The following is a 24,357-nucleotide window of genomic DNA, read 5'->3' as shown; positions in this document are numbered from 1 at the left end:
ACGGTTTTTATTATTGTTCTTTTTTCACTTTTACACGAGGTAATATTTTTTGTAACGGTACTTTTCGAACTCTCTCCCATGTAGCGGGATTCATTGGGTCATATTGATCTAAGAAAGCGATAACTTCTTTTGTAATTGGAGTTGGAGTGGAAGCACCTGCTGTAACAGCTACGTTTTCTACACCTTGTAGCCACTCTAATTGAATTTCGCTTACATCAGCAACTCGATATGCTTTTGTACCTGCGATTTCTTGTGATACTTGTGCTAAGCGATTTGAATTGTTACTTTTCGGATCACCAACAACAATTGTTAAGTCTGCAACATCAGCTTGTTTAGCGACAGCTTCTTGGCGAACTTGAGTTGCTAAACAAATTTCTTTATGGAATTCTGCTGTTGGGAATTTTTTTTGAATGTCCTCCATTAAATGTTGAACATCCCATTGACTCATCGTTGTTTGATTCGTTACTAAAATTTTATCTGTTGGGATTTCTAATGTTTTTAAATCATCGGCTCTTTCGATAAGGTGAACAATGTCAGGTGCAATACCGACTGCGCCTTCTGGCTCTGGATGATTTTTTTTACCGATATAAATGACATGATACCCTTCAGCTTTCTTAGCTTCGATAAGGTCATGCGTCTTGGTAACATCTGGACAAGTGGCATCGATTGTTGTTAAACCTTTTTCTTTTGCGCGTTGTTTAACTTCTGGAGAAACACCGTGTGCAGTGAAAATAACAGTACCAGAATCAATTTTATCTAAAATTTCTAAGCGACTTGGACCGTCTAATGTGATGATTCCATCTTCTTCAAAAGCGTCTGTAACATGTTTATTGTGAACAATCATACCTAAAATATAAATGGGTCTCGGCAATGATTTATCTAATGCGGCGTTACGTGCAATTACCATTGCATCGACAACACCGTAGCAATAACCACGAGGGGAAATTTTAACAATTTTCATATGAGTAATCCTCTCCTTCTAAACAAGGGATACTTTTGTGCATAGTCTTTTACATTATAAAGGAGGAGTGGATAGAAAACAAAGGATTGTTACACATATAGTTTTGGTTTTGTTGCTGTTTGTTGAACTGGTTCTTTCGGTAACTCTTTTTCTATTACAGGTTCAATCACTATTTTCTTTCGTTTTCGTTTCTTTTTTTGAGGTGTAGGAGGCGGACTTTCTACCTCAACTGGCTCTGTTACATTTTCCGTTTGATTTTCTTCCGTACTTTTTCCAGAGGTGAGGATTTTAACAATGCTTGGTAGACTACGCATAATAGGACCGTACTGTTCGACGACAGGACCTACAGATTGAACGACTTGGGATACTTTTTCGATGTTATTTATCATATTAGTTGGATTCGAAATTAAATTCGAAAAAAAACTGCCGATGCCACTGCTTGCTGTAGCTGTAGTTGCTGCCCCGCCGCGCGTTTCATTTGATTCATACATTTGAGGCGGTATCATTTGCTCAGGATGTTGCTGCATGTATGGTTGATATTGTGGATGTTGCTGAGGATATTGTTGCTGGTATTGCTGTTGATATTGCTGCGGCGGTGGTTGCTGATGCATCATCGGCGGGCCTTCCATTTGTCGGTAAGGCGGAACCATTTGCATAAAAGGCTCGGTTGGATCGTGTTTTTTAAAAAGCTTAGCAAGAAAACCTTTCTTTTTTTGCGCCATTGGTGGTAGTTGTGGAATGGGATATGGTGTATAAGGTTGTTGTCCTTGATTCGGATACATTTGCCTTGTAGGGGATTTCGGAAACATGTGAGAAATCCTCCTTTCTTCAGTTAGGTATATACACATACAATATGCAATAAAAGGGAAGAAGGTTAGTTTTTGAAGTGAAAACCTAAACTAAAGATGGATTTTACTTGTAGATTTCGATATAATGTAGACTTGACTGATTTGTGCGCGCAGTAGAAATTTTAGAAAGAAGGTGTAACTTATGACGCAAAAAACTTTTACACAGTATGATTTTAAACCATTTTTAATAGATGCAGTTCGTGAACTACGCTTTACAGAGCCGACAGGAATTCAGCAGAAAATTTTCCCGGTCGTGAAAAAAGGTGTAAGTGTAATTGGGCAATCCCAAACAGGTTCTGGGAAAACACATGCATACTTACTTCCTACATTAAACAGAATTAATGCAAGCCGTGAAGAAGTACAACTTGTTATTACAGCACCTACTCGTGAGTTAGCACAACAAATTTACGAAGAGATTGTGAAATTAACAAAATTCTGTGCGGAAGATCAAATGATTACAGCGCGTTGTTTAATTGGTGGAACTGATAAACAACGTTCAATTGAAAAATTGAAAAAACAACCTCATATCGTAGTTGGGACACCAGGGCGTATTAAAGACTTAGTTGAAGAACAAGCATTATTTGTTCATAAAGCAAATACGATTATTGTCGATGAAGCAGACTTAATGCTTGATATGGGATTTATTCATGATGTAGATAAAATTGCAGCACGTATGCCTAAAAACTTGCAAATGCTAGTTTTCTCTGCAACAATTCCTCAAAAACTAAAACCGTTTCTGAAGAAATATATGGAGAATCCAGAGCATATTCATATCAATCCAAAACAAGTTGCAGCTGGAAACATTGAACACTATTTAGTGCCTTCTAAACATCGTAATAAAATTGATTTAGTGAATAAAATGCTACTTCAATTTAAACCGTATTTAGCAGTTGTTTTCACGAATACGAAAAAGATGGCAGATCAAGTTGCTGATGGATTAATGGAACGCGGCTTAAAAGTTGGACGAATTCACGGGGATTTATCACCACGTGATCGTAAAAAAATGATGAAACAAATTCGTGACCTTGAATTCCAATATATTGTTGCGACTGATTTAGCAGCACGTGGTATTGATATTGAAGGGATTAGCCATGTTATTAACTATGAGCTACCATCAGATTTAGATTTCTTCGTTCACCGCGTTGGAAGAACAGCACGTGCGGGGCATTCTGGTATTGCAGTGACGATTTATGATCCAGCAAACGAAGAAGCGTTAGATAGCTTAGAAAAACAACGTCATATCGAGTTTAAACATGTAGATTTACGTGGAGATGAGTGGGCGGATTTAGGTGAGCGTCGTCGTCGTAAGAGCCGTAAAAAACCAAATGACGAACTTGATGTTATGGCAACGAAAGTTATTAAAAAACCGAAAAAAGTAAAACCAAACTATAAACGTAAACTTGCAACAGAACGTGACAAAGTGAAGAGAAAATATAGCAATAAAAAAAGATAAGGGGTTTCCCTTATCTTTTTTTAATCCCGCTAATTTAAATGAAGAGTATAGTCTGTTTAAATAGTCAAATAAATTTGTGTAGTGCGTCTTTTGTGAACAAACAATTCACTACATATTTCTACAAATTATGCTATCATTATATCTATTGTATATTGAAGAGGTGATTGTATGTTAAAGATTGGATCTCATGTTTCCATGAGTGGTAAGAAAATGTTATTAGCAGCAAGTGAAGAGGCTGTTTCATATGGTGCAACGACGTTTATGATTTATACAGGTGCACCGCAAAATACACGAAGAAAACCAATTGAAGAATTGAACATAGAAGCAGGAAGAAAACATATGGAGCTGAATGGAATTGAGGAGATTATCGTCCATGCACCGTATATTATTAATGTTGGGAATACGACAAAGCCAGAAACATTCCAATTAGGTGTAGACTTCCTTCGTATGGAAATTGAAAGAACATCGGCATTAGGTGTAGCGAAACAAATTGTTCTTCACCCAGGAGCGCACGTTGGTGCTGGAGCAGATGCTGGTATTCAACAAATTATTAAAGGGCTTAATGAAGTACTAACGCCAGAACAGACGGTTAACATTGCCTTAGAGACGATGGCAGGAAAAGGAACAGAATGTGGTCGTAGCTTTGAAGAAATTGCAAAGATCATTGATGGCGTAAAATATAATGAAAAGCTATCTGTATGCTTTGATACGTGTCATACGCACGATGCAGGATATGATATTGTAAATGACTTTGACGGTGTATTAAACGAATTTGATAAGATCGTTGGTATAGATCGTTTACAAGTACTTCATATTAATGATAGTAAAAATGTATGCGGAGCAGGAAAAGACCGTCATGAAAACATCGGATTTGGTCATATTGGGTATAAAGCGTTGCATCATATTGTACATCATCCACAGTTAATGCATGTACCAAAAATTCTTGAAACACCGTATGTAGGGGAAGATAAAAAAGATAAGAAGCCACCATACAAATTGGAAATCGAAATGCTGAAAAACGGTACTTTTGATGAAGGGCTTCTTGAAAAAATTAAAGCGCAATAAGGAGGGGATTTCCCCTCCTTATTTTCAGAGTGTTGGGAAACCCTTTAGGGTTCCCCACACTCTGGAATCATTTTGATTTTAGCGAATAAAAACAACATAAAATAATAGAGTTTCAAAAAAATAGCCCTCCACCAGACCTTTTTTGGTCAGATGGAGGGCTATTTTTTTCATGTTTTGACAAGTTGCGGTGAGATAAGCCTGCATTTGGACAGACTTCAGCCCCCGAAATCGAGCATATCGATAGCCATGTAGTTCTTTGGCGTCCGCAAAGCTTCGCTCTATAGTTGAACAGCGTACTTTGTACAACTTTTTCCCTGTAACTGTTAGTTTGTTTTTTCTAGCGATATCCTTATATTTCTCCCATATATGATGAGTGATAACTTTTTGTTTTTGTTTCTTTGAAAAACATACCTCACGTAGCGGACAAACAGCGCAGTCTTCTGGGTTGGATTTATAGTGACAATATCCTTCACGATCCGTTGTCGCATACTCTAAAATACACCCCATCGGACAAGCAAATGCATTCATTTCTTCTACATATTTAAATTGGCTTTTTGGTACTTCTTTATTTCGTTTTCCAAATCGGCGATACCCCATCACCATAAATATATTTCTCTCCGATAATTTCTTACAGATATACCCTGTAAAATAGCCTGCATCAAGAGCTACAGCTTCCACTTTAAATCCGAATTTATCAATTTGAGCTTGTAGACGCGCTAAATATGGCTCGGAATCTGCCATATTTCCAGCCGTTACATAAGTATCTGTAATAATATTGTACTTCGCATCAGTCGTACGATGGTCTAAGAAATGAAAACCGTTCGGTTTTCCATCTCTCATTAAAAATCCACTATCTGGATCCGTAGTACTTATACGAGTTTTTTAGTGGGAGTATCACTTTCCTTTCTGGGTTTTAATTCTTTTTTTCGTGTACCTCACGATCTTCAATTACCGCAGCTTCTAGTTCATCTATATAAAACTTTGCCTTTTCTTTTTTATATTTATGTACAAACTTATTTTTATTAGCATTGGCCTTAATGTGCGTAGAATCTGTCATCAGCGCACGTCCTCCCACCATCCGGTGCTCTGTCGCTTGCCTCACGATCTCATCAAAAATTTCTTCGAAAATATTTGTATGAATAAAGCGAGTACGACGATTCCAACTGATTGTAGAATGATCCGGAATAGTATCTGATAGAGAAAACCCTAAAAACCAACGGTAGGCGATATTCGTTTTAATCTCTTTTTCCAATTGACGCTCCGAACGAATACCGTAAAAATATCCAATAAACATCATTTTAAATAAAACGATAGGATGGATTGACGGACGTCCATTGTTTTCACAGTAATAAGGGCGTAACTTCTCTTCAATAAAATCAAAACTAATTGTCGCTTCGATCGCACGAAGGAAATGATCTTGTGGAACCAACTCTTCTACAGAAACAGATACACGTTCATCACGATGATTTTTTAAAGCACCCATCATAAAAAATCTCTCCTTTACCTCTTTTTATCAGTGTTGACACATAAAAAGAGGTTCAGACACAAAAACAGGCTGTGGAGAAGACTTTCTCCACAGCCTGGCAATAAGGAGGGGATTTCCCCTCCTTATTTTAGTAATTGCTGAAATAATGTATTTACTTGTTGGGCAGTGGCAGGAGAGGTTACTTTTGCAATCTGTTTTAAGAGCTCTAGTCGCTCGTTGTTATCGTAAATATTAATATTTTTACCTTTCATAAGTAAAACGATTTGGTCAGCTTGTGCAGTCGTAATAGAAACTTCATATTCTTTGCTATATTTTAATAACTCTTTTGTAGAAATATGATTTAATTTTTTATTAACAATTTGTTTTATGAGGTTCATCTTGTTATCCTCCTTCACGCGTTCTTCTATCGAAATATATGAGCATATAGCTTGTACATATTCGTATGGAGTTTCTTTTTTCATGAGGAAAAGAAGCGTATGTTATAATATAAGGACAAAACTACAGAAAAAGAGTAAAGGGAGGACCTATGGAGCAAAAGCAACATCGAAAAGAAAGTGTTATTCATCTCATTTATCGTTTAGTTATGATTATTTTTGGAGCAGCATGCGCGGCGGTAGCGATTGAACTATTTTTAATGCCAAATAAAATTATTGATGGTGGAATTATTGGTATTTCTCTTATATTAGATTATCTTACTCCTAACATTTGGTGGTTAAGTTTTTCTACTTTAGTCGTTGTTCTCAATATCCCATTTATGTATTCGGGTTATAAGCAAATTGGAAAAACATTTATGTTATCTTCGACATTTGGTATTGTAGCGTTAGCTTTCATTGAGTCAACGTTACATGCGGTGCCACCATTTACAACAGAACCTATTTTAGCGACAGTGTTTGGTGGGCTTATTTTAGGTCTTGGTGTAGGACTTGTAATTCGTCATGGTGGGTCGTTAGATGGAACTGAAATTATGGGGATTTTATTAACGAAGAAATTACCGTTCTCTGTTGGTGAATTCGTAATGTTTGTGAACTTATTTATTTTTGCATGGGCAGCATTTGTGTTTGGTGTGGAACAAGCGATGTATTCTGTTATGACGTACTATATCGCATTTAAAACGATCGATACAGTAATTCAAGGGCTAGATGAAACGAAGGCGGTTTTAATTGTATCTGATCAATATGAGGAAGTATCAAACGCGATTTTGCATCGTCTTGGCCGTGGAACTACAAAGCTGGTAGCAAAAGGTGGTTACACGGATAAAGAAAAAGAAGTTATTTATGCAGTTGTAACGCGTCTAGAAGTGACGAAGTTAAAATCAATTGTGCATGAAATTGATGAAAATGCGTTTGTTACGATTATGAACACGCAAGAGACAAATGGTGGTAAGTTTAAATCGGCTATTCACTAAAAATTTATAGGAATATTTTTCGAAGCAGAGAATTTTTCTCTGCTTTTTGTTATAATAGTAAGGTTTCTTGAAAAAATAGATATATTTTAGGCAGATTGGTTTACAACTATAATAAGCTGTACTATAATTCAAATAGATATAAATCGGAATCATTCTGAATTAAAATAGGTGAGATGCTATGAATAATATATTAGAGATTGAAGGTTTAACATTCCGATACGAAGATCGGAATGTGTTAGAAAATATTAATTTGCAAGTTCCGAAGGGAGCTTTTTTAGGTTTAGTGGGACCGAATGGTTCAGGTAAATCAACTTTACTTAAGTGTTTATTAGGCGTTTTAAAGCCAAAAGAAGGAAGCATTCGCGTGTTTGGCGTTGATAGTAAGAAGTTTAAGGAATGGAACAAAGTTGGTTATGTATCCCAAAAGGCAAATAGTTTCAATTCTGGTTTTCCAGCAACTGTTTCTGAAGTTGTGTCAATGGGACTTGTTTCGAAAAAAGGGCTTTTTCGATTTTTCACAAAAGAAGATAAGAAAAAGGTAGAAAAAGCAATTGCTGATGTAGGGATGAGTGAGTTTCAAGGTCGTAACATTGGAGAGCTTTCTGGTGGACAGCAACAGCGTGTATTTATTGCTCGTGCGCTTGTTAGTGATCCTGAATTGCTTATTTTAGACGAGCCTACTGTTGGAATCGATGTAAAAAATGTGGAAAGTTTTTACGAAATATTAGAGGATTTAAACAAAAGGTTGGGAATCACATTAATTCTTGTTACTCATGATATGGGAGCTGTTACCGAAAAAGTAACACATGTTGCATGCCTAAACCAACATCTACATTTCCATGGAAATGTAGAGAAGTTCCGAGAGTTAGAAGATGCAGAAATGTCCGTCTTATATGGACATCATGTTCATCGTTTAGAACACGAACATGAGCATCACGGGAGGATATAATGATACAAGATTTTTTACAATATGACTTTTTACGTAATTCTTTATACGCAGGTATTTTAATTGGACTTGTTGCACCGCTAATTGGTGTGTTTGTTGTTATTCGTCGTTTATCTCTTATTGCGGATGCATTAAGTCACGTGACGTTATCAGGTATTGCAGCAAGTTTATTACTTGAAAAAACCATTTTTACAGGTGGATTTTTAAACCCCTTATATATGGGGATGATTTTTTCAATTGGTGGAGCGCTACTAATCGAAAAGTTAAGAACTGTATATAAGCACTATCAAGAATTAGCAATTCCGATTATCCTTTCGGCAGGGATGGGAGTTGGAGTTATTTTCATTTCACTTGCAAATGGATTTAACACAGACTTATTTAGTTATTTATTTGGTAGTGTTAGTGCTGTAACAAGTACGGATTTAATTATTATTGGGATTGTAGCAATTGTTGTTGTTGCGACAATTATTTTATTATATAAAGAGCTGTTTCTACTATCATTTGATGAGGAATACGCAGTATCAACTGGTTTAAGAGCGAAATGGATTCACTTTATTTTCATTATATTAGTTGCTCTTGTCATTGCAGTATCAATGCGTGTAGTAGGGGTTCTTCTCGTATCATCATTAATGACGTTGCCAGTTGCAGCGAGTATTCGTATTGCTAAAGGATTTAAACAAACAATTTTCTTTTCCATTTTATTTGGTGAAATTGCAGTTATTGGTGGAATGTTTGCTTCGTATCAACTTGATCTAGCACCAGGTGGTACAATTGTTATGATAGCAGTTCTTATTTTAATCGGTGCGATTTTATGGAAGAAGAAAAAAACTGCATAAAGTAGGGATAGGTATGAATCTAACAGAAGCTTTACGCCTAATGAAAGAAAAAGGATACAAACATACTGGAAAAAGAGAAGAGATGCTCAGATTATTTGCAGCACATAATCGTTATTTAACTGCGAAAGACGTTTTAGAGCATATGAAAGACGACTATCCAGGGCTTAGTTTTGATACGATTTATCGTAACTTAACAGTTTTTGCTGAGATTGGTGTTTTAGAACAAACGGAATTAAATGGTGAAAAACATTTTCGTTTTACTTGTTCTATTATGGAACATCATCATCATTTTATTTGTTTGGATTGTGGGGGGACGAAAGAGATTACTTCCTGTCCAATGGATTTTATGAATAAAGATTTTACTGGTTATGAAGTAACGGGTCATAAGTTTGAAATATATGGCCGTTGTCCAAAATGTGCAAAGTAAAAGCTCGTCGGTTATATAACTGACGAGCTTTTTTGCGTAGAAAAGAAGGTTGCTCACAAATATTGTGGCAACCTTCTTTTTATTGTTCTTGTGTCTCTTTTTCTTTTTCTCGTTCAGCAGCCATTTCAGCAGCAATTACGTCGATTTCTTTTTTCAGTTCTTCTACCATTGTTTCTTCTGGTACTTTACGAACGACTTGCCCTTTACGGAATAATAATCCCTCTCCACGTGCACCGGCAATACCGATATCAGCTTCACGAGCTTCACCAGGGCCATTTACAGCGCAACCAAGTACTGCAACTTTAATTGGTACTTGAAGTGTAGAGATGTATTCTTCCACTTCGTTAGCAATGCTAATTAAATCGATTTCAATACGACCACAAGTTGGACAAGAGATAAGTGTTGCTGCGTTAGACGCAAGACCGAATGATTTTAATAGTTCACGAGCAACTTTTACTTCTTCAACTGGATCAGCACTTAATGAAATACGTAGTGTATTTCCGATGCCTTTATTTAAGATTGCTCCAAGACCAGCGGCACTTTTTACAGTTCCGGCAAACAATGTTCCAGACTCTGTAATACCTAAATGTAATGGATAATCAAAAGCACGAGCAGCTTTCTCGTATGCTTCGATTGCTAAGTTAACATCAGAGGCTTTCATAGATACGATAATATCGTGGAAATCTAAGTCCTCTAAAATTTTAATATGATGTAGCGCGCTCTCAACCATACCATCTGCAGTTGGGTACCCGTACTTTTCTAAAATGTGACGCTCTAATGAACCAGCGTTTACACCAATACGGATTGGAATACCGCGTTCTTTTGCTGCATTTACAACAGCTTCTACTTTATGGCGACGACCAATATTACCTGGATTGATACGTACTTTATCGATGCCACCTTCAATTGCTTTTAAAGCAAGGCGATAATCAAAATGAATATCAGCAACAAGTGGAATGTTGATTTGTTTTTTTATATCAGCAATAGCATCTGCTGCGCGTTCATCTGGAACGGCAACGCGGACGACTTGACAGCCGGCTTCTTCTAAACGCTTGATTTCAGCAACTGTTGCTTCAACATCATGTGTTTTTGTTGTTGTCATACTTTGTATAATTAATTCATTATTACCGCCGATTGTTAAATTACCGACTTTAACTGGACGTGTTTTTGTACGATGAGTCATTTCATTCACGAATAGATCGCTCTCCTTATAAAAGAAGTTTCTTATTTAGTCCCTCATATCAATGATAGTATACGTGATATAGGGCTATAGAAACCGAAGTGCTCGGTTTCACTTTTACTATTGTATCAGCGCCTTTATGTAATTGACAAGGATTAAGTGATAGCTTATTGATATAACGGGAATTTATAAGACTTTCCAATTTGTATTTTTGTAGCAGATGTACTTTTGTTTAATAGTTTAAAGTCGTCAATGACTTTTTCTATAGAAGGAATTTTTTTCTTGTTAATTTGTTCTGTAATAGAAAGAACTGTCTCACCAGTTTTTACTTCAATTGTTTTATAAGATACATCCGTTTCTTTTTCTGTTTTGTTCTCTTTATTTTGTTGGTTGTCTGCGTTCTCTTTTTTAATCGTTTGGGCAGCGGTTGTTTTTTTATATGAACTTAACATCGGTAAAGTACCGATTTTTATATCGTAATAAAATACATAACCGAGAACAAGCACGAATAGGAATATACCTAACCTCTTCATATTCTTCACTCCTTTGCTAGGAATATATGCTTGTCCAAAAAAAAAATGCCTATTTAGGCATTTTTTTCGTTCTTATTTTTCTTTCGGTTTTGGAACTTCTTTAATCGTTAAGTACAGAACGATTAAAACAACTGCAATATAAATGAACGTTGCCCCAGGTACGACGATTTTGAATAAATCCATAATCATGAAGAAAATGGTTGGGATTGTGTAGCTGTATGCAGTTAGTGTCCAAACTTGTTTATAGGATAGTTTACGTTGACCGCTCATAGCAGAACCGATGAACGCAAGTAAAGTCACGCCTACAAAAGTGATGAATAATTGGAATAGGTACACTAAGAATCCGATAACGAATAATAAAATTGGATAAATATTATCGAATAAAGAAATAAATTCTTGTAGATCTTTTTTCTCAAGAGATGCACCTAACAAATCGTTATAAGAATACGTTTGTGTTTGACCATTTCCCATAGAGACTACTTTATCTTTTAAAACAAATAAACCTGTTTTATTTTGATATTTTTCTAGGTCTGTTGAATTTGGATCAAATACGAAAAGTGCATTTCCGTCTTCTTTTTCAATAGGTTGATCAATATCGGCTTTTAGTTCGCCATTTTCAATCTTAAAGTCAGGTAAATCTTTATCGATGACTTGATTTACCATGCCTACACCATCTTGGATAAAACTACCGTACAAAAAAGTTCTTGGAATAGTAGTAATTAAGCAAAGTAGCATAATATACAAAATGGTTTTACCGATTTTTTGAAAACGGAATAGCGCCATATCTTTAGGCGAGTATATGCTTTTTACGAATTGGGTAAATATGGACATAGATTCACTTCCTTTATGTATGTATAAAATCATTGTAACGTAGGAATCTAGAGAATCTCAAGATATATTATATTTACATATAGTGGAGATAACTAAATTTCTTTTTATTAACTTTCTTCTTTTAAATAAGAAAAATACAATTGACACTTTTCTTTTCTATATGGTAAATTTATCTTACCTTTCTTAAAGGGCATATCCGATAGGAATTCCTTTATTTGATATGTTGTTACATACATAATTGTGGACCCTTAGCTCAGCTGGTTAGAGCAGACGGCTCATAACCGTCCGGTCGTAGGTTCGAGTCCTACAGGGTCCATATCCATTTCGCATGTTTATTATGTTAGCAGGAAGCTTCCTTGTAGAAGGAAGCTTTTTTTACGGAATATATGAGCATTTTAATTGAAAAGAAGTGGGAATTTTGCTACTTTAATGATAGCAAGACAATGTGATTTATTTGTTTGCACCCTATGGCAATTAGGGTAGAATGAAGTTGTATGTCACTTAAGTGGCAATACATAAACTGGGAGGAATATAACAATGGCAAAACACGAATTACCAAATTTACCTTATGCGTATGATGCTTTAGAGCCTCACTTTGACAAAGAAACAATGAACATCCATCATACAAAACATCACAACACGTACATTACAAACTTAAACGCTGCTTTAGAAGGTCATGCAGAATTAGCTGACAAAAGCGTAGAAGAATTAGTTGCAAACTTAAACGAAGTACCAGAAGCGATCCGTACAGCAGTACGTAACAATGGTGGCGGACATGCTAACCATACATTCTTCTGGACAATCCTATCTCCAAACGGCGGAGGACAACCTGTAGGTGAACTTGCAACTGCAATTGAAGCGAAATTCGGTAGCTTCGATGCATTCAAAGAAGAATTCGCAAAAGCTGGCGCAACTCGCTTCGGTTCTGGTTGGGCTTGGTTAGTAGTAAACAATGGTGAGTTAGAAGTAACAAGCACTCCAAACCAAGATTCTCCTTTAACTGAAGGCAAAACTCCAGTTATCGGTTTAGATGTTTGGGAGCACGCTTACTACTTAAACTACCAAAACCGTCGTCCAGACTACATCGGCGCATTTTGGAACGTTGTAGATTGGAACGCTGCTGAAAAACGTTACCAAGAAGCAAAATAATCGTAATAAATATAGAAAAAGCTAGGGGAGAGCCCCTAGCTTTTTTCTATGCTTTCCTTTTACATAATTGGGCTTGTCTTTGGAAGACTAGAACATGAAGTAAAGGAGAGTTGTGTATGAAGTGGAAACATATAATTGGTGACGTTGAAGTGAATCGGGATTTAGTGTTATTGCTCCTTATAGGAGGTTTATACACGCTCGCAATTTCTTTATCGAATACGTTTGTAAATATTTATTTATGGAAGCAAACACAAAATTATGTGAATCTTGGCTTGTATAATTTGGCCAGCGTTGTATTACAGCCTCTCACATTTCTTGTAGGGGGGAAATTAGCGAAACGTATCGATCGCTCGATTTTATTACGAATAGGAGTAGGAACGCTCGCAATTTTTTTTATCGTTGTTTTAGTGGCTGGAAAAAGTGCTTCCCAGTATATTTTATTAATGGGGGCTCTTTTAGGAGTAGGATACGGTTTTTACTGGTTGGCTTTTAACTTATTGACATTTGAAATTACAGAACCAGAAACAAGAGATTTCTTTAATGGATTTCTTGGACTTCTTACATCTTTCTCTGGGATGATTGGACCAATAGCAGCAGGATACACAATTTCACGCATGGAGAAATGGAGTGGTTATACTGTTATATTCTTTCTTTCATTAGTTTTATTTGCAATTGCTGTCGTCTTAAGTTTCTTTTTATCTAAAAGAGAATGTGAAGGGCGTTATGAAATTGTGCAAGTATTGAAAGAACGAAGAGTTGATAAAAATTGGGGGAAGATTACACGAGCTCATTTTTTCCAAGGATTGAGAGAAGGAACGTTTATTTTTGTCATTTCAGTATATGTTTATTTAGCAACTAATAGTGAGTTCGCATTAGGGAAATATAGTTTAGTGAACTCTGCTGTATCCTTTGTATGTTATTACTTGGTCGCTCGCATGTTAAAGAAAGAGTGGCGGAAAAAAGCAATTTTACTTGGGGGCATTATTTTATATGCTGTCGTCTTTTTAGTTATTTTCAATGTTACATACACGAAATTACTTATTTATGCGGCATGTATTGCCGTTGCATATCCTATTTTACTTGTTCCATATGGGTCAATGACATATGACGTAATTGGTAGAGCTAAAAATGCGAGAGAATGGCGTGTGGAATATGTCGTTGTCCGGGAGTTATGGTTAAATGCCGGAAGAATCTGTTCCATTTTAAGTTTTTTATGTGCTGTACTATTCTTTCCACCTGGAAAAAGTTTACCTTACTTATTATGTATTTTAGGTGCTGGACATTTTCTTATTTATTTTGCAGTTAAAAATGTCAAATATGATGGGGGAAATGCGGATAAAACAAGTGTTGTAACACAAGGAACTACGCAGAATCAAACTGAACCAGAAGGTTAACTTCTCGTTTGTTTTATGCTAGAATAGAAAAAGATGTAAAACAGCAGTGAGGACACCTGTATGAAGGTGTCCCTTTCACATTACATAGCTGTTGGTAGAGGGGGTTTGTATGAGCAAGAAGCAGAAGCAAAATAAGAAAAAGACCCACGTTCCTTTTCGGTTAAACGTGCTGTTTTTCTGCGTGTTTTTAATGTTCTCCGCGGTTATTGTAAGGCTCGGATATGTACAAATTGTTCGCGGTGAAGAATATAAGAATGAAGTGGAGAAGAAAGAAAACTCAACGATAAGTAATCCTGTACCGCGTGGGAAAATATTTGACCGTTATGGGCGACCTGTAGTAGATAATGCAGCCATTCGTACTATTACATTTACAAAAATGAAAGGATCAACGGCAGAGGATCGCTTAGAAACAGCGAAAAAGCTAGCAGATTTGATTGAAGTACCGACAGATAAATTAACAGATCGCGATAAAAAAGATTATTGGCTTGCTATGCATAAAGAGGAAGCTAAAGAAAAAATTACGAATAAAGATCGTCAAGAGTTTAAAGATAAAAAAATTGATGATAAAGAATTAGACGAGCGTCAGCGAAGTCGTGTAACAGAAGAAGAGATTAATCAATTATCCGCAAAAGATCTAGAAATATTAGCGATTAAAAGTAAGATGGACGGCGGATATGCAATGACACCTCAAGTTATTAAAAAGGATGCTACAGAAAAGGAATATTCGATTATTAGTGAAAACCTAGCAGCATTACCAGGTGTAGATACGAATGTTGATTGGGATCGAAAATATACGTACGATGATTTATTCCGAAGTGTACTTGGTGGGGTGTCGACATCTGATGAAGGCTTACCGAGAGAAAGACTAGATTACTATCTTGTTCGTGATTATAATCGAAATGACCGAGTAGGAAAAAGTTATCTTGAACAACAGTATGAAGATAGCCTGCACGGTACGAAAGCAGAAGTTAGAAATGTTACAGATAAAAACGGTAATATTTTAGAAACGATTAATGTATCAAAAGGACAAAGTGGTAATGACTTGAACTTAACAATTGATATGGAATTACAAAAGCGTGTGGAAGATATTCTTGCGAAGAATTTAATGAGATTTAAAGGAAGCGAACCTCTTTTAGATCGCGCATTCGTTGTAATGATGAATCCAAAAAATGGTGAAGTTTTATCTATGGCGGGGAAACAATTAGTTAACGAAGATGGTCAAACGAAAGTAAATGACTTTGCATTAGGTACCATGACAAGTTCTTATCCGATGGGGTCAACTGTAAAAGGTGCAACAGTACTTACAGGATATCAAACTGGTGCGATTCAACCAGGATCGGTGCAATTGGATGAACCAATTAAATTAAAAGGTACACCTACGAAATCGTCTTGGAAAACGATGGGATACATTAATGACCTTACAGCTTTAAAAATGTCTTCTAACGTTTATATGTTTAAAACAGCGATGAATATCGCCGATGTTCCATATGTGAGAGGTGGTACGTTAGATATACCTCAAAAAGCATTTGATACGATGCGTTATTATTTCGGACAGTTTGGACTTGGTGTAAAAACAGGAATTGATTTACCGAATGAATCTGCTGGTCAGATGGGTAGAAGTAGTCAACCAGGTTTCTTACTAGATTTATCAATTGGACAGTATGATACGTATACACCGCTTCAATTAGCGCAATATATTTCGACGATTGCCAATGGCGGATATCGTATGCAACCACAAGTTGTAAAAGAAATTCGTCAACCGGCAGTGAAACCAGATGAAGTTGGGAAAGTTGTTCAATCTATGGAACCGAAAGTATTAAATCGTGTTGATATGCCAGAATCGCAAATTAAACGTGTTCAAGAAGGATTTAGACAAGTGTATAATGATTCAGGTGGTACAGCTACAAAATACTTTACAGGTGCAAAATATAAAGCGGCAGGGAAGACAGGTACCGCGCAAACTGTGTATGGCGGAGATAAAGAGATTGGTAGAAAGGCAAACGGTGAACGTGTGGAAACATATAACTTAACATTAGTAGGTTATGCGCCACTTGAAGATCCAGAAGTAGCATTCTCTGTTGTCGTTCCATGGGTACATGATGATAAGACTGGTATTAATGGATATATTGGTCGTGAAATTATGGACGCTTACTTTGATTTGAAAAACAAAGAAGTAAATGGTGAAACTCCAAAAGATGACAAAGACAATAAAAATAAAGATCAAGATGATGAATAAAAAATTTGTAAAAAAGCACACTATCTGAAAAGATAGTGTGCTTTTTTTTATGGTTTATGCATATCGTGTAATAAATGTGGACAAGTATACAACACTGAAAAACACGCGGCCGTATAAATGATACTTGTATATGATGAGATAGGGGATAACTGTTTTATAGGGAAATCATCAGAGAAGATGAATAGCTACTACTGATTAAAATTGTATCGTATGTTGATCTTTGTGGAACTTTACAAAACTTTTACAAACAATTAAAACCGAATTAATAGTTTAGCAGTATTCTTATATCTGTAATCCTGTTATTTCTGGTTACTTCTAGGAGGAAGAACACGTGAAATGGATGCGTACACCGATTAAAATTTTCGTACTATCAATATGGTTCCTCTGTTTTGAAATGTCTACTGCATTTGCTTTAAATGATACGGGAGAAGTGAGAGTTGATGGATCCTCAACGGTTTTTCCTATTATAGAAGCAGTAGCGGAGGAATATACAAAGGTGCATCCAGACGTGAAAATTTCCATCAGTATTTCTGGAACTGGGGGAGGATTTAATCGTTTCAGTAAAGGAGAAGTAGATATAAATAATGCTTCGAGAGTAATGAAACAAGTCGAGAAAAATGAAATGAAGAAAAACTCTATTCAATTCACACCTTTTGAGGTTGCTAACGATGGTCTTACAATTGTTGTGAATTGGCACAATACATGGGTAGACGATATGTCAGTAGACGAGTTACGTCTACTGTGGAGTGAAGATGGAAGAGAGAAGCGATGGTCACAAATTCATTCAACATGGCCACGTGAACAAGTGAAGTTTTATGCACCAGGCGTAGACTCTGGTACGTATGATTATTTTCAAAATGTCATCTTACAAAATCATCGCATTGTAAAAAAAGTCTCTTTGTCTGAAGACGATCAAGTTATTATGCAAGGGGTAATGAATGATAAACATGCCATTGCTTTTGTAGGATATGCTTATTATATGGCTAATCGAGATAAGGTGAAAGCAATAAAAGTAAATGGTGTATTTCCGACGAAAGAGACCATTCAATCAGGTAAATATAAGCCGTTATCTAGGCCGCTACTTACTTATGTGAATAATGCATCTATCCGAAATAAAATGAATGTAGCAAACTATGTTGAGTTTATGATTCAGCATGTTGGTAACCTCGCTGAAGAGGTCGGTTATGTAAAATTGCGAAAAGAAAAATACAATGAACAGCTGCGTATGTTAACAGAAATAAAAAGGTAATGTCAGGGTGGAAAGGGGTTTTCATCTTTGGCTCATAATGACAAAAGTCAAATTACATTTTCTGTACAACATTTGATTGAAAGAAATAAAAAGCAAAGAAAAAAAACGCAGCGAATCAATCGAATAGTACCTTTATTACTAAAAATAATTGCTAGCGTTTCTATTGTGACGACACTTGGAATTGTTTTTACGCTCTCTAATGAAACAATCATGTTTTTTCAAAAAATATCATTATACTCCTTTTTGACGGAGAAAGAATGGTTACCATTTTTTGAAGATCCTAAATTCGGTATATTACCACTTATATGTGGAACGTTCCTTGTAACAGCGATTGCTATGTTTGTGGCAATTCCTATCGGTTTAGCGTGTGCTGTATTTTTAAGCGAATATGCTTCAAATAGTGCACGGAAAATATTAAAGCCGATGTTAGAGCTATTAGCAGGTATCCCGACAATTGTATATGGTTTTTTTGCATTAACAATTGTTACGCCGCTTTTACAAAGGATTATACCAGATTTACAGTTTTTTAATGCGATTAGTCCAGGAATCGTTATCGGATTTATGATGATGCCTACAGTTGCATCTCTATCTGAAGACGCGATGAGATCTGTGGCGAAAGGGACGAAAGAAGCTTCATTAGCACTCGGAGCGACGCGGTTTGAAATGGTAAAACAAGTGGTGTTTCCGTCCGCTTTTACAGGGATTATGGCAGCAATTATATTAGCGGCTTCTCGTGCAATTGGTGAAACGATGATCGTTGTAATTGCAGCAGGATCCACACCAAATGTATCGCTTGATCCGACACATTCTATTCAAACGTTAACAGCCTATATTGTGCAAGTAAGTTTAGGTGATGCTCCGCATGGAACGGTTACGTATTACAGCATGTATGCTGTAGGTGCAACTTTATTTATGTTTACTTTTATTATGAACATCATTTCGCAGTCTATTATGCGCCGTTTTAGGAGGATGACATAATATGCGAATGTTGAATCATAATAAAATACAAAAAAACATGGCATCACGCTTTTTAAAAGATCGAATTTACAAATTGTTATTTTATATATCAATTTTATTTTCAATCGTAATTTTGTCTGTGTTACTGTTTCAAATTGTTGAAAAAGGTATAAGTTATCTTTCAATAGATTTCTTTACAAATTTCGCTTCACGTAATCCGAAAGAAGCTGGTATTGCTGCAGCTTTGTCAGGGACAATATTATTTATGAGTATTGTTATACCTGTTTCTTTTATATTTGGAGTTGGAACAGCTCTTTATTTAGAGCAATATGCGAAGGAATCTCTATTTAAAAAAATAGTAGAGATTAATAATCAAACGTTAGCAGGAGTACCATCCGTTGTATTTGGATTGCTTGGTTTAACTATTTTTGTATACGCTCTTCATTTAGGAGAGAGTATAGTTGCAGCAGCACTGACGATGAGTTTACTCGTCTTACCGACAGTTGTTGTGGCGAGTCAAGAAGCAATCCGATCAGTACCAAGTGTATTATTAGAGGGTTCTTACGGATTAGGTGCTACGAAGTGGCAAACGATGTATCAAATTGTATTGCCATATGCTTTTCCAGGGATTATAACGAGCTGTACGTTAGCGATATCAAGAGCAATTGGAGAAGCAGCACCACTATTAGTGATCGGGGCACTTGCGTTTGCAAATTATGTTCCATTTAGTATGTTTGATAGATTTACAGTTTTACCAATCCAAATTTTTAATTGGATGAGTAGGCCACAAGAAGAATTTCAGTATGTAGCAGCAGCTGGGATGATTGTTTTGTTAGGTTTGTTGCTATTTATCAATATATTTGTTTTATGGTTACGAAATCGAAAATAAGTTGGAAGTGGATGAAAGGGGAATTCAAATGGTAGCAACAGTAGTAAATGTACAGGTGAAAAACGAAGAGAAGATCGAGACTGCGCCAAAGAAAGTAGTATTTGATACGAAAAACTTAAATTTATGGTACGGGGAAGACCATGCTTTAAAAGATATTAATTTAAGTATTCATGAGAATGAAGTTACAGCTATTATCGGTCCAAGTGGCTGTGGTAAATCAACGTACTTAAAAACGTTAAATCGCATGGTAGAGTTAGTACCGATCGTTCGAACTACAGGTGTAATTGAATATAGAGAACGCAATATATTTGATAAATCATATCCAGTTGAAGAATTAAGAACACATGTAGGAATGGTGTTCCAAAAGCCAAATCCATTTCCAAAATCTATTTATGAGAATGTAGCATACGGTCCAAAAATCCATGGTATTCGTGACAAAAAGACATTAGATGAAATTGTTGAAAAAAGTTTACGTGGAGCAGCGATTTGGGATGAATTAAAAGATCGTTTGCACGATAATGCATACGGTTTATCTGGTGGACAGCAACAGCGTCTATGCATCGCACGCTGCTTAGCTATTGAGCCAGACGTTATTTTAATGGATGAGCCAACATCGGCATTAGATCCAATTTCAACATTAAAAGTAGAAGAATTAATTCAAGAGTTAAAGAAAGACTTTAGTATTGTTATCGTAACGCATAATATGCAACAAGCAGCGCGTATTTCAGACAAAACTGCTTTCTTCTTAAGCGGGGAAGTTGTGGAGTATACAGATACAAACAAATTATTTACGACTCCTTCAGATAAGCGTACAGAAGATTATATTACAGGTCGCTTTGGCTGATATCGTCGCAAAGCTAAGAGAAAATGCCCTCTTAACAGAGGGCATTTCTTATTTTTATCTCACTTTAATAGGGAAGTAATACTTCCCTTATCTTAAGTTTTATTACAAGCGTAAGAGGCTATGTAGGAGATTTATCCCGCTATTTGCGGGCAGTAAGCCCGGATTTCAAAATTCAACAAAAGCAAAGAAGTTAGATGGCGGGCCGCCTGTAAAAGCCCGATTGATGAGGGTTGATTAAAGTTTCACTTTATATATAATGGCACATAATATTGAGGGGGAAGAAAAAATGGTAAGAGAACAGTTTCAAGGTGATTTAAAAGTGTTACAGCAAAAGGTAATCGAGCTTGGAGAATTAGCAAATGCGGCTTTATTGATTGCTATGGAAGGTCTGCATACAAGGGATGTAGAGAAAGCGTTAGAGGTCATTGATGGTGATTACCGCATGGATAATTTAGAAGAGGAAATAAACGATCTTGCACTTATGCTTATTACGAAGCAGCAACCTGTAGCAAGTGACTTAAGAAGGATCTTTATTTCAATTAAAACAGCGACAGATTTAGAGCGTATTGCAGATCATGCTGTTAATATTGCAAAGGCTACAATTCGTCTTGGGGAAAAAGAAGTGGCTGTTAGTTTGCACAACCTGGATGAAATGTTTGCGATTGCAAATGAGATGTTGCATTTAGCGTTAGAAGCATATGAACAAGAAAATTTAACTTTTGCGAAACAAATCGCTGAAATGGATGATTCTGTTGATGAAATATATGGAAAATCAATTCGTGAGTTTATATCTTCAGTTCCGGAACAACCAGAAGCAATTACGCAAATTACACAATTATCATTTGTGGCGAGATATATTGAGCGTGTAGCAGATCATATTACAAATATTGCTGAAAATGTCTTTTATTTAGTAAAAGGAAAGCATTATTTATTGAATGAGTAGGAATCAAAGCAGGTGATAAGAAATCACCTGCTTTTTTTAGTCAAAACATGACAAAAAAAGCTCGTTGTTTCCTTTAGTTTATGATGATAAGATGTATCATAATGTAATGGGAAAATTAGTATATATGTTGTTCGTTAATAAGTAGTATTTATCAATTGATAGTAAGCGCTTTCTTTGAGTTTGAACCGTACGTTTTTATAAGTGGGAAATTTAATTATAGGGTCTTTTAAATGAGGATTCGTTTAACTAATCAAGTTTATGCTGCTAGTTCATGTGGGATAGAGAATATACATATGGTATATGGAGCTACTGAACATTATATAAGTGGAGGCTGAAGTATATGAAGGGGGTTATTTTAGCTGGAGGAAAAGGAAGACGCCTTAGACCATTAACATGTAATACTCCAAAGCCGATGTTACCATTATTAGAAAAACCAGTTTTAGAATACAATATTGAGTTATTACGCCAGCATGGTATTCGTGAAATTGCAATTACTGTTCAATATATGAGTACGACCATTAAGCAATATTTTGGTGATGGTAGTAAATGGGGAGTTAACTTGTATTATTTTGAAGACTCTCCTCCGCTTGGTACAGCAGGGAGTATTAAACAAGCAGAACAATTTTTAGATGAAACATTTGTTGTGATAAGTGGGGATGCATTAACTGACTTTCAATTATCAGAAGGAATTAGGTTTCATGAACAAAAGAAAAGAATAGTAACAATGTTTGTGAAAGAAGTAGAAAATCCACTCTCATTTGGATTGGTTGTAATGAATAAAGACCAGGAGGTTACACGATATATAGAAAAGCCGGGCTGGAATGAGGTAGTCTCTAATGTTGTGAATACAGGCATATATATTATGGAGCCAGAAATCTTTTCTTACATACCGCCTAGGCAATTTTTTGATTTCAGTCATGATGTGTTTCCGTTATTGGCAAATAAAAATGTGTTATTCGCATATTTGTCAGAAGGTTATTGGTTAGATATCGGCACATTTAATCAATATCGACAAGCACAATTTGATTTGTTAACGAAAAAGTTACAAGTACCTATTCCTTATACGGAAGTATTACCGATGGTATGGATGGGAGAAGGGGTGACGATTGGCAAAGGGACGAAAATTCATGGCCCCTCTTTTATTGGAGAAGGAGCAAAGATTGGTACAGGAGCTGTAATTGAGCCATATTCTATTATTGGGAAAAATAGTATCGTTTCAAATTATTCTCATCTTCAAAAAAGTATTGTTTTTGCAAATGCCCACATTGGGAAGTATTGTGAACTATTAGAAACGACAATAGGAGAGCGTACAATAGTTGAAGATGACGTTACACTGTTTCAAAAAAGCGTTGTAGCGGATCACTGTCATATTGGGAGAAGTACGGTAATTAAGCAAAAAGGAAAACTATGGCCTTATAAGGCGATTGATAGTCATTCGATAGTAGGAGCGGCTGGTATTCAAGAGAGTGAAATGAGTGCAGGTTGGTTACAAAAAAGCCGCATTGTAGGAAGAGGGAATGTTGAAATTACTCCCCAGTTTATCGTGAAGATTGCGATGGCGTATGGATCTCTTTTTACAAAAGGAGAGAGTATATTAATTGGAAGTCAAGAAAATATAGAAACAACCTCTTATAAAAATTTATTTTTACATGCTATTCATGGTATCGGGATTCATACGATGGAATGTAAAGAAATGAACGAGTCACTTTTTCAATATAGTGTTCATCATTTGCAATGTGCAGGTGGTGTTTTTATCCAAGTGGAGAATGAGAATGAGATTGTTATAAAGTTATACGGTCAAGCTGGCATGCCGTTAACGTATAAGCAGCAAAAAGAGATAGAACAAGTATATATGTCCGAATTGTTTTATTACGTACATGAGAAAGAAATGGGGCGAAATAAGCTAGTTCATGTTTCTATGAATGAGTATATAGAAGTTATATTGGAGCATATTGATATCGAGAAAATACAGATGCAGAAGTTTCATCTTCTTATTAATAAGAGAAATGATACGTTGCAACATTTACTTATGCTCTTTCTGCAAAGACTTGGTTGTACAGTTACATGGATTTATGCAAGTGAACAAAAAGATCATGTAAAGGCTTTGATGAAATCAAGTAAAGCGAATATGGCTCTTATGTTTTCTGAGCAAGGAAATTATTTCGAGTTATATGATAAGGATAGTAATATTTACCAGGGTACAGATTTGGAAGAGGTAGATATTCCAGATTTCTTACTCGAATCGACAGGAAATATTTACCCAATGTCTTTGAAGTTAGGAGAATGTTATCTTCTATTTTATACGCAGGATGAAAGAAAGTCGTTTCAAGTAAGGTGGAAGCGAGATATTTTATATCGAATTGGAAAATTATTCGAGCTAATAGCATTGCAAGGAAAAACGTTTCTCAGCATAGTAGATCAATCACCGCCGCTCTATTTACTTTATGATGAAGTGGTATGTTCATGGAATGAAAAAGGGGAAATTATGAGGAAATTATTGGATGATATAGAAAGGAAGGGAGAAGGTATATTTGAAGGAGTACAGTTCAAATATACTGAAAAAGAGTGGTCTTATATCGTTTCTGACACAAAACAACCAAAATTTTTAGTGTATTCACATGCTAGAAACCCAGTAATAGCAAGGGAAAACATGAAAAATCTTATAGAAAAAATTAGACAATATCAAAAGGTGTAGAATTTTTATTTTAAAAGTGGTATTATAGTA

At 35.9% G+C, this 24,357-nt stretch carries 21 protein-coding genes, 1 tRNA gene and 1 pseudogene; 16 read left to right on the top strand and 7 right to left on the bottom strand.

What is annotated here, in order from left to right:
• Nucleotides 1–10 precede the first annotated feature (10 nt).
• Together JFU02_RS12770 and JFU02_RS12765 are read right to left on the bottom strand one after the other, a co-directional pair.
• On the bottom strand, nucleotides 11–961 hold the full coding sequence (locus tag JFU02_RS12770) for a 4-hydroxy-3-methylbut-2-enyl diphosphate reductase (RefSeq protein WP_000706658.1): 951 nt from the start codon (nucleotides 959–961) through the stop codon (nucleotides 11–13).
• A gap of 89 nt (nucleotides 962–1,050) precedes the next feature.
• Nucleotides 1,051–1,770: a YqfQ family protein gene (locus JFU02_RS12765; RefSeq protein WP_061666287.1), complete on the bottom strand. Its 720-nt coding sequence runs from the start codon at nucleotides 1,768–1,770 to the stop codon at nucleotides 1,051–1,053.
• A 181-nt stretch (nucleotides 1,771–1,951) separates the two neighbouring features.
• Between JFU02_RS12765 and JFU02_RS12760 the strand changes: the two genes are divergently transcribed.
• Nucleotides 1,952–3,262 (top strand): DEAD/DEAH box helicase, encoded by a 1,311-nt coding sequence (locus JFU02_RS12760; RefSeq protein WP_000192443.1) that lies wholly within the window; start codon nucleotides 1,952–1,954, stop codon nucleotides 3,260–3,262.
• Nucleotides 3,263–3,430: 168 nt separating this feature from the next.
• Entirely contained in the window at nucleotides 3,431–4,327 is an 897-nt protein-coding gene (locus JFU02_RS12755) for a deoxyribonuclease IV (RefSeq protein ID WP_000912457.1), read from the top strand.
• Nucleotides 4,328–4,405: 78 nt separating this feature from the next.
• Here JFU02_RS12755 and JFU02_RS12750 read toward each other — a convergent pair.
• Together JFU02_RS12750 and JFU02_RS12745 are read right to left on the bottom strand one after the other, a co-directional pair.
• Nucleotides 4,406–5,813 (bottom strand): annotated as a pseudogene (locus tag JFU02_RS12750) (IS1182 family transposase).
• A 122-nt stretch (nucleotides 5,814–5,935) separates the two neighbouring features.
• The gene (locus JFU02_RS12745) at nucleotides 5,936–6,190 is read right to left on the bottom strand and encodes a DUF2624 domain-containing protein (protein WP_001048958.1); all 255 of its coding nucleotides are present in this window, start codon (nucleotides 6,188–6,190) and stop codon (nucleotides 5,936–5,938) included.
• Nucleotides 6,191–6,339: 149 nt separating this feature from the next.
• Here JFU02_RS12745 and JFU02_RS12740 point away from each other — a divergent pair, with 149 nt between their 5' ends.
• From JFU02_RS12740 to JFU02_RS12725, 4 genes are all read left to right on the top strand, one after another.
• Nucleotides 6,340–7,218: a YitT family protein gene (locus JFU02_RS12740; RefSeq protein ID WP_000435962.1), complete on the top strand. Its 879-nt coding sequence runs from the start codon at nucleotides 6,340–6,342 to the stop codon at nucleotides 7,216–7,218.
• Between the two features lie 178 nt (nucleotides 7,219–7,396).
• Nucleotides 7,397–8,167 (top strand): metal ABC transporter ATP-binding protein, encoded by a 771-nt coding sequence (locus JFU02_RS12735; protein ID WP_001059662.1) that lies wholly within the window; start codon nucleotides 7,397–7,399, stop codon nucleotides 8,165–8,167.
• Nucleotides 8,167–9,000, top strand: coding sequence for a metal ABC transporter permease (locus tag JFU02_RS12730; protein ID WP_000613815.1), 834 nt, complete (start codon nucleotides 8,167–8,169; stop codon nucleotides 8,998–9,000). The genes JFU02_RS12735 and JFU02_RS12730 overlap by 1 nt, the downstream gene beginning before the upstream one ends.
• A 13-nt stretch (nucleotides 9,001–9,013) precedes the next feature.
• Nucleotides 9,014–9,427 (top strand): Fur family transcriptional regulator, encoded by a 414-nt coding sequence (locus tag JFU02_RS12725; RefSeq protein ID WP_001054516.1) that lies wholly within the window; start codon nucleotides 9,014–9,016, stop codon nucleotides 9,425–9,427.
• Between the two features lie 79 nt (nucleotides 9,428–9,506).
• Here the strand turns inward: JFU02_RS12725 and ispG are convergent, their stop codons facing one another.
• The 3 genes from ispG to yqgB form a co-directional block, all read right to left on the bottom strand.
• Complete coding sequence (gene ispG, locus JFU02_RS12720) at nucleotides 9,507–10,610, bottom strand: flavodoxin-dependent (E)-4-hydroxy-3-methylbut-2-enyl-diphosphate synthase (RefSeq protein WP_153577907.1); 1,104 nt, start codon at nucleotides 10,608–10,610, stop codon at nucleotides 9,507–9,509.
• Nucleotides 10,611–10,774: 164 nt separating this feature from the next.
• On the bottom strand, nucleotides 10,775–11,140 hold the full coding sequence (gene yqfZ, locus JFU02_RS12715; protein ID WP_000825420.1) for a protein YqfZ: 366 nt from the start codon (nucleotides 11,138–11,140) through the stop codon (nucleotides 10,775–10,777).
• Between the two features lie 72 nt (nucleotides 11,141–11,212).
• Complete coding sequence (gene yqgB / locus JFU02_RS12710; protein ID WP_000021892.1) at nucleotides 11,213–11,971, bottom strand: protein YqgB; 759 nt, start codon at nucleotides 11,969–11,971, stop codon at nucleotides 11,213–11,215.
• 242 nt (nucleotides 11,972–12,213) lie between these two features.
• Here yqgB and JFU02_RS12705 point away from each other — a divergent pair.
• From JFU02_RS12705 to JFU02_RS12660, 10 genes are all read left to right on the top strand, one after another.
• Nucleotides 12,214–12,287, top strand: a tRNA-Ile gene (locus JFU02_RS12705).
• Between the two features lie 221 nt (nucleotides 12,288–12,508).
• Nucleotides 12,509–13,120, top strand: coding sequence for a superoxide dismutase [Mn] (gene sodA / locus JFU02_RS12700; RefSeq protein WP_001052031.1), 612 nt, complete (start codon nucleotides 12,509–12,511; stop codon nucleotides 13,118–13,120).
• A 116-nt stretch (nucleotides 13,121–13,236) separates the two neighbouring features.
• Nucleotides 13,237–14,514, top strand: coding sequence for an MFS transporter (locus JFU02_RS12695; protein WP_000871389.1), 1,278 nt, complete (start codon nucleotides 13,237–13,239; stop codon nucleotides 14,512–14,514).
• 109 nt (nucleotides 14,515–14,623) lie between these two features.
• On the top strand, nucleotides 14,624–16,750 hold the full coding sequence (locus tag JFU02_RS12690) for a peptidoglycan D,D-transpeptidase FtsI family protein (RefSeq protein ID WP_000038979.1): 2,127 nt from the start codon (nucleotides 14,624–14,626) through the stop codon (nucleotides 16,748–16,750).
• Nucleotides 16,751–17,081: 331 nt separating this feature from the next.
• Nucleotides 17,082–17,999 carry a PstS family phosphate ABC transporter substrate-binding protein gene (locus tag JFU02_RS12685; RefSeq protein WP_000871824.1) on the top strand — a complete coding sequence of 306 codons (918 nt, stop codon included), beginning with the start codon at nucleotides 17,082–17,084 and terminating at the stop codon, nucleotides 17,997–17,999.
• Between the two features lie 27 nt (nucleotides 18,000–18,026).
• Complete coding sequence (pstC, locus tag JFU02_RS12680; protein WP_000940894.1) at nucleotides 18,027–18,977, top strand: phosphate ABC transporter permease subunit PstC; 951 nt, start codon at nucleotides 18,027–18,029, stop codon at nucleotides 18,975–18,977.
• Nucleotide 18,978: 1 nt separating this feature from the next.
• Nucleotides 18,979–19,845, top strand: a complete 867-nt coding sequence (pstA, locus tag JFU02_RS12675; RefSeq protein WP_201071112.1) for a phosphate ABC transporter permease PstA — start codon at nucleotides 18,979–18,981, stop codon at nucleotides 19,843–19,845.
• 28 nt (nucleotides 19,846–19,873) lie between these two features.
• Nucleotides 19,874–20,689 (top strand): phosphate ABC transporter ATP-binding protein, encoded by an 816-nt coding sequence (gene pstB, locus JFU02_RS12670; protein ID WP_000226681.1) that lies wholly within the window; start codon nucleotides 19,874–19,876, stop codon nucleotides 20,687–20,689.
• 286 nt (nucleotides 20,690–20,975) lie between these two features.
• Nucleotides 20,976–21,632 (top strand): phosphate signaling complex protein PhoU, encoded by a 657-nt coding sequence (gene phoU, locus JFU02_RS12665; protein ID WP_000251245.1) that lies wholly within the window; start codon nucleotides 20,976–20,978, stop codon nucleotides 21,630–21,632.
• Nucleotides 21,633–21,972: 340 nt separating this feature from the next.
• Complete coding sequence (locus tag JFU02_RS12660) at nucleotides 21,973–24,327, top strand: sugar phosphate nucleotidyltransferase (protein ID WP_000679327.1); 2,355 nt, start codon at nucleotides 21,973–21,975, stop codon at nucleotides 24,325–24,327.
• The last annotated feature ends 30 nt before the right edge of the window (nucleotides 24,328–24,357 follow it).

This window comes from Bacillus sp. TH13 (genome assembly GCF_016651175.1).
Classification (GTDB): Bacteria; Bacillota; Bacilli; order Bacillales; family Bacillaceae_G; genus Bacillus_A; species Bacillus_A thuringiensis_S.
Note: the sequence above shows the minus strand (reverse complement) of the source record. Positions and strands in the feature narration are given on the sequence as shown.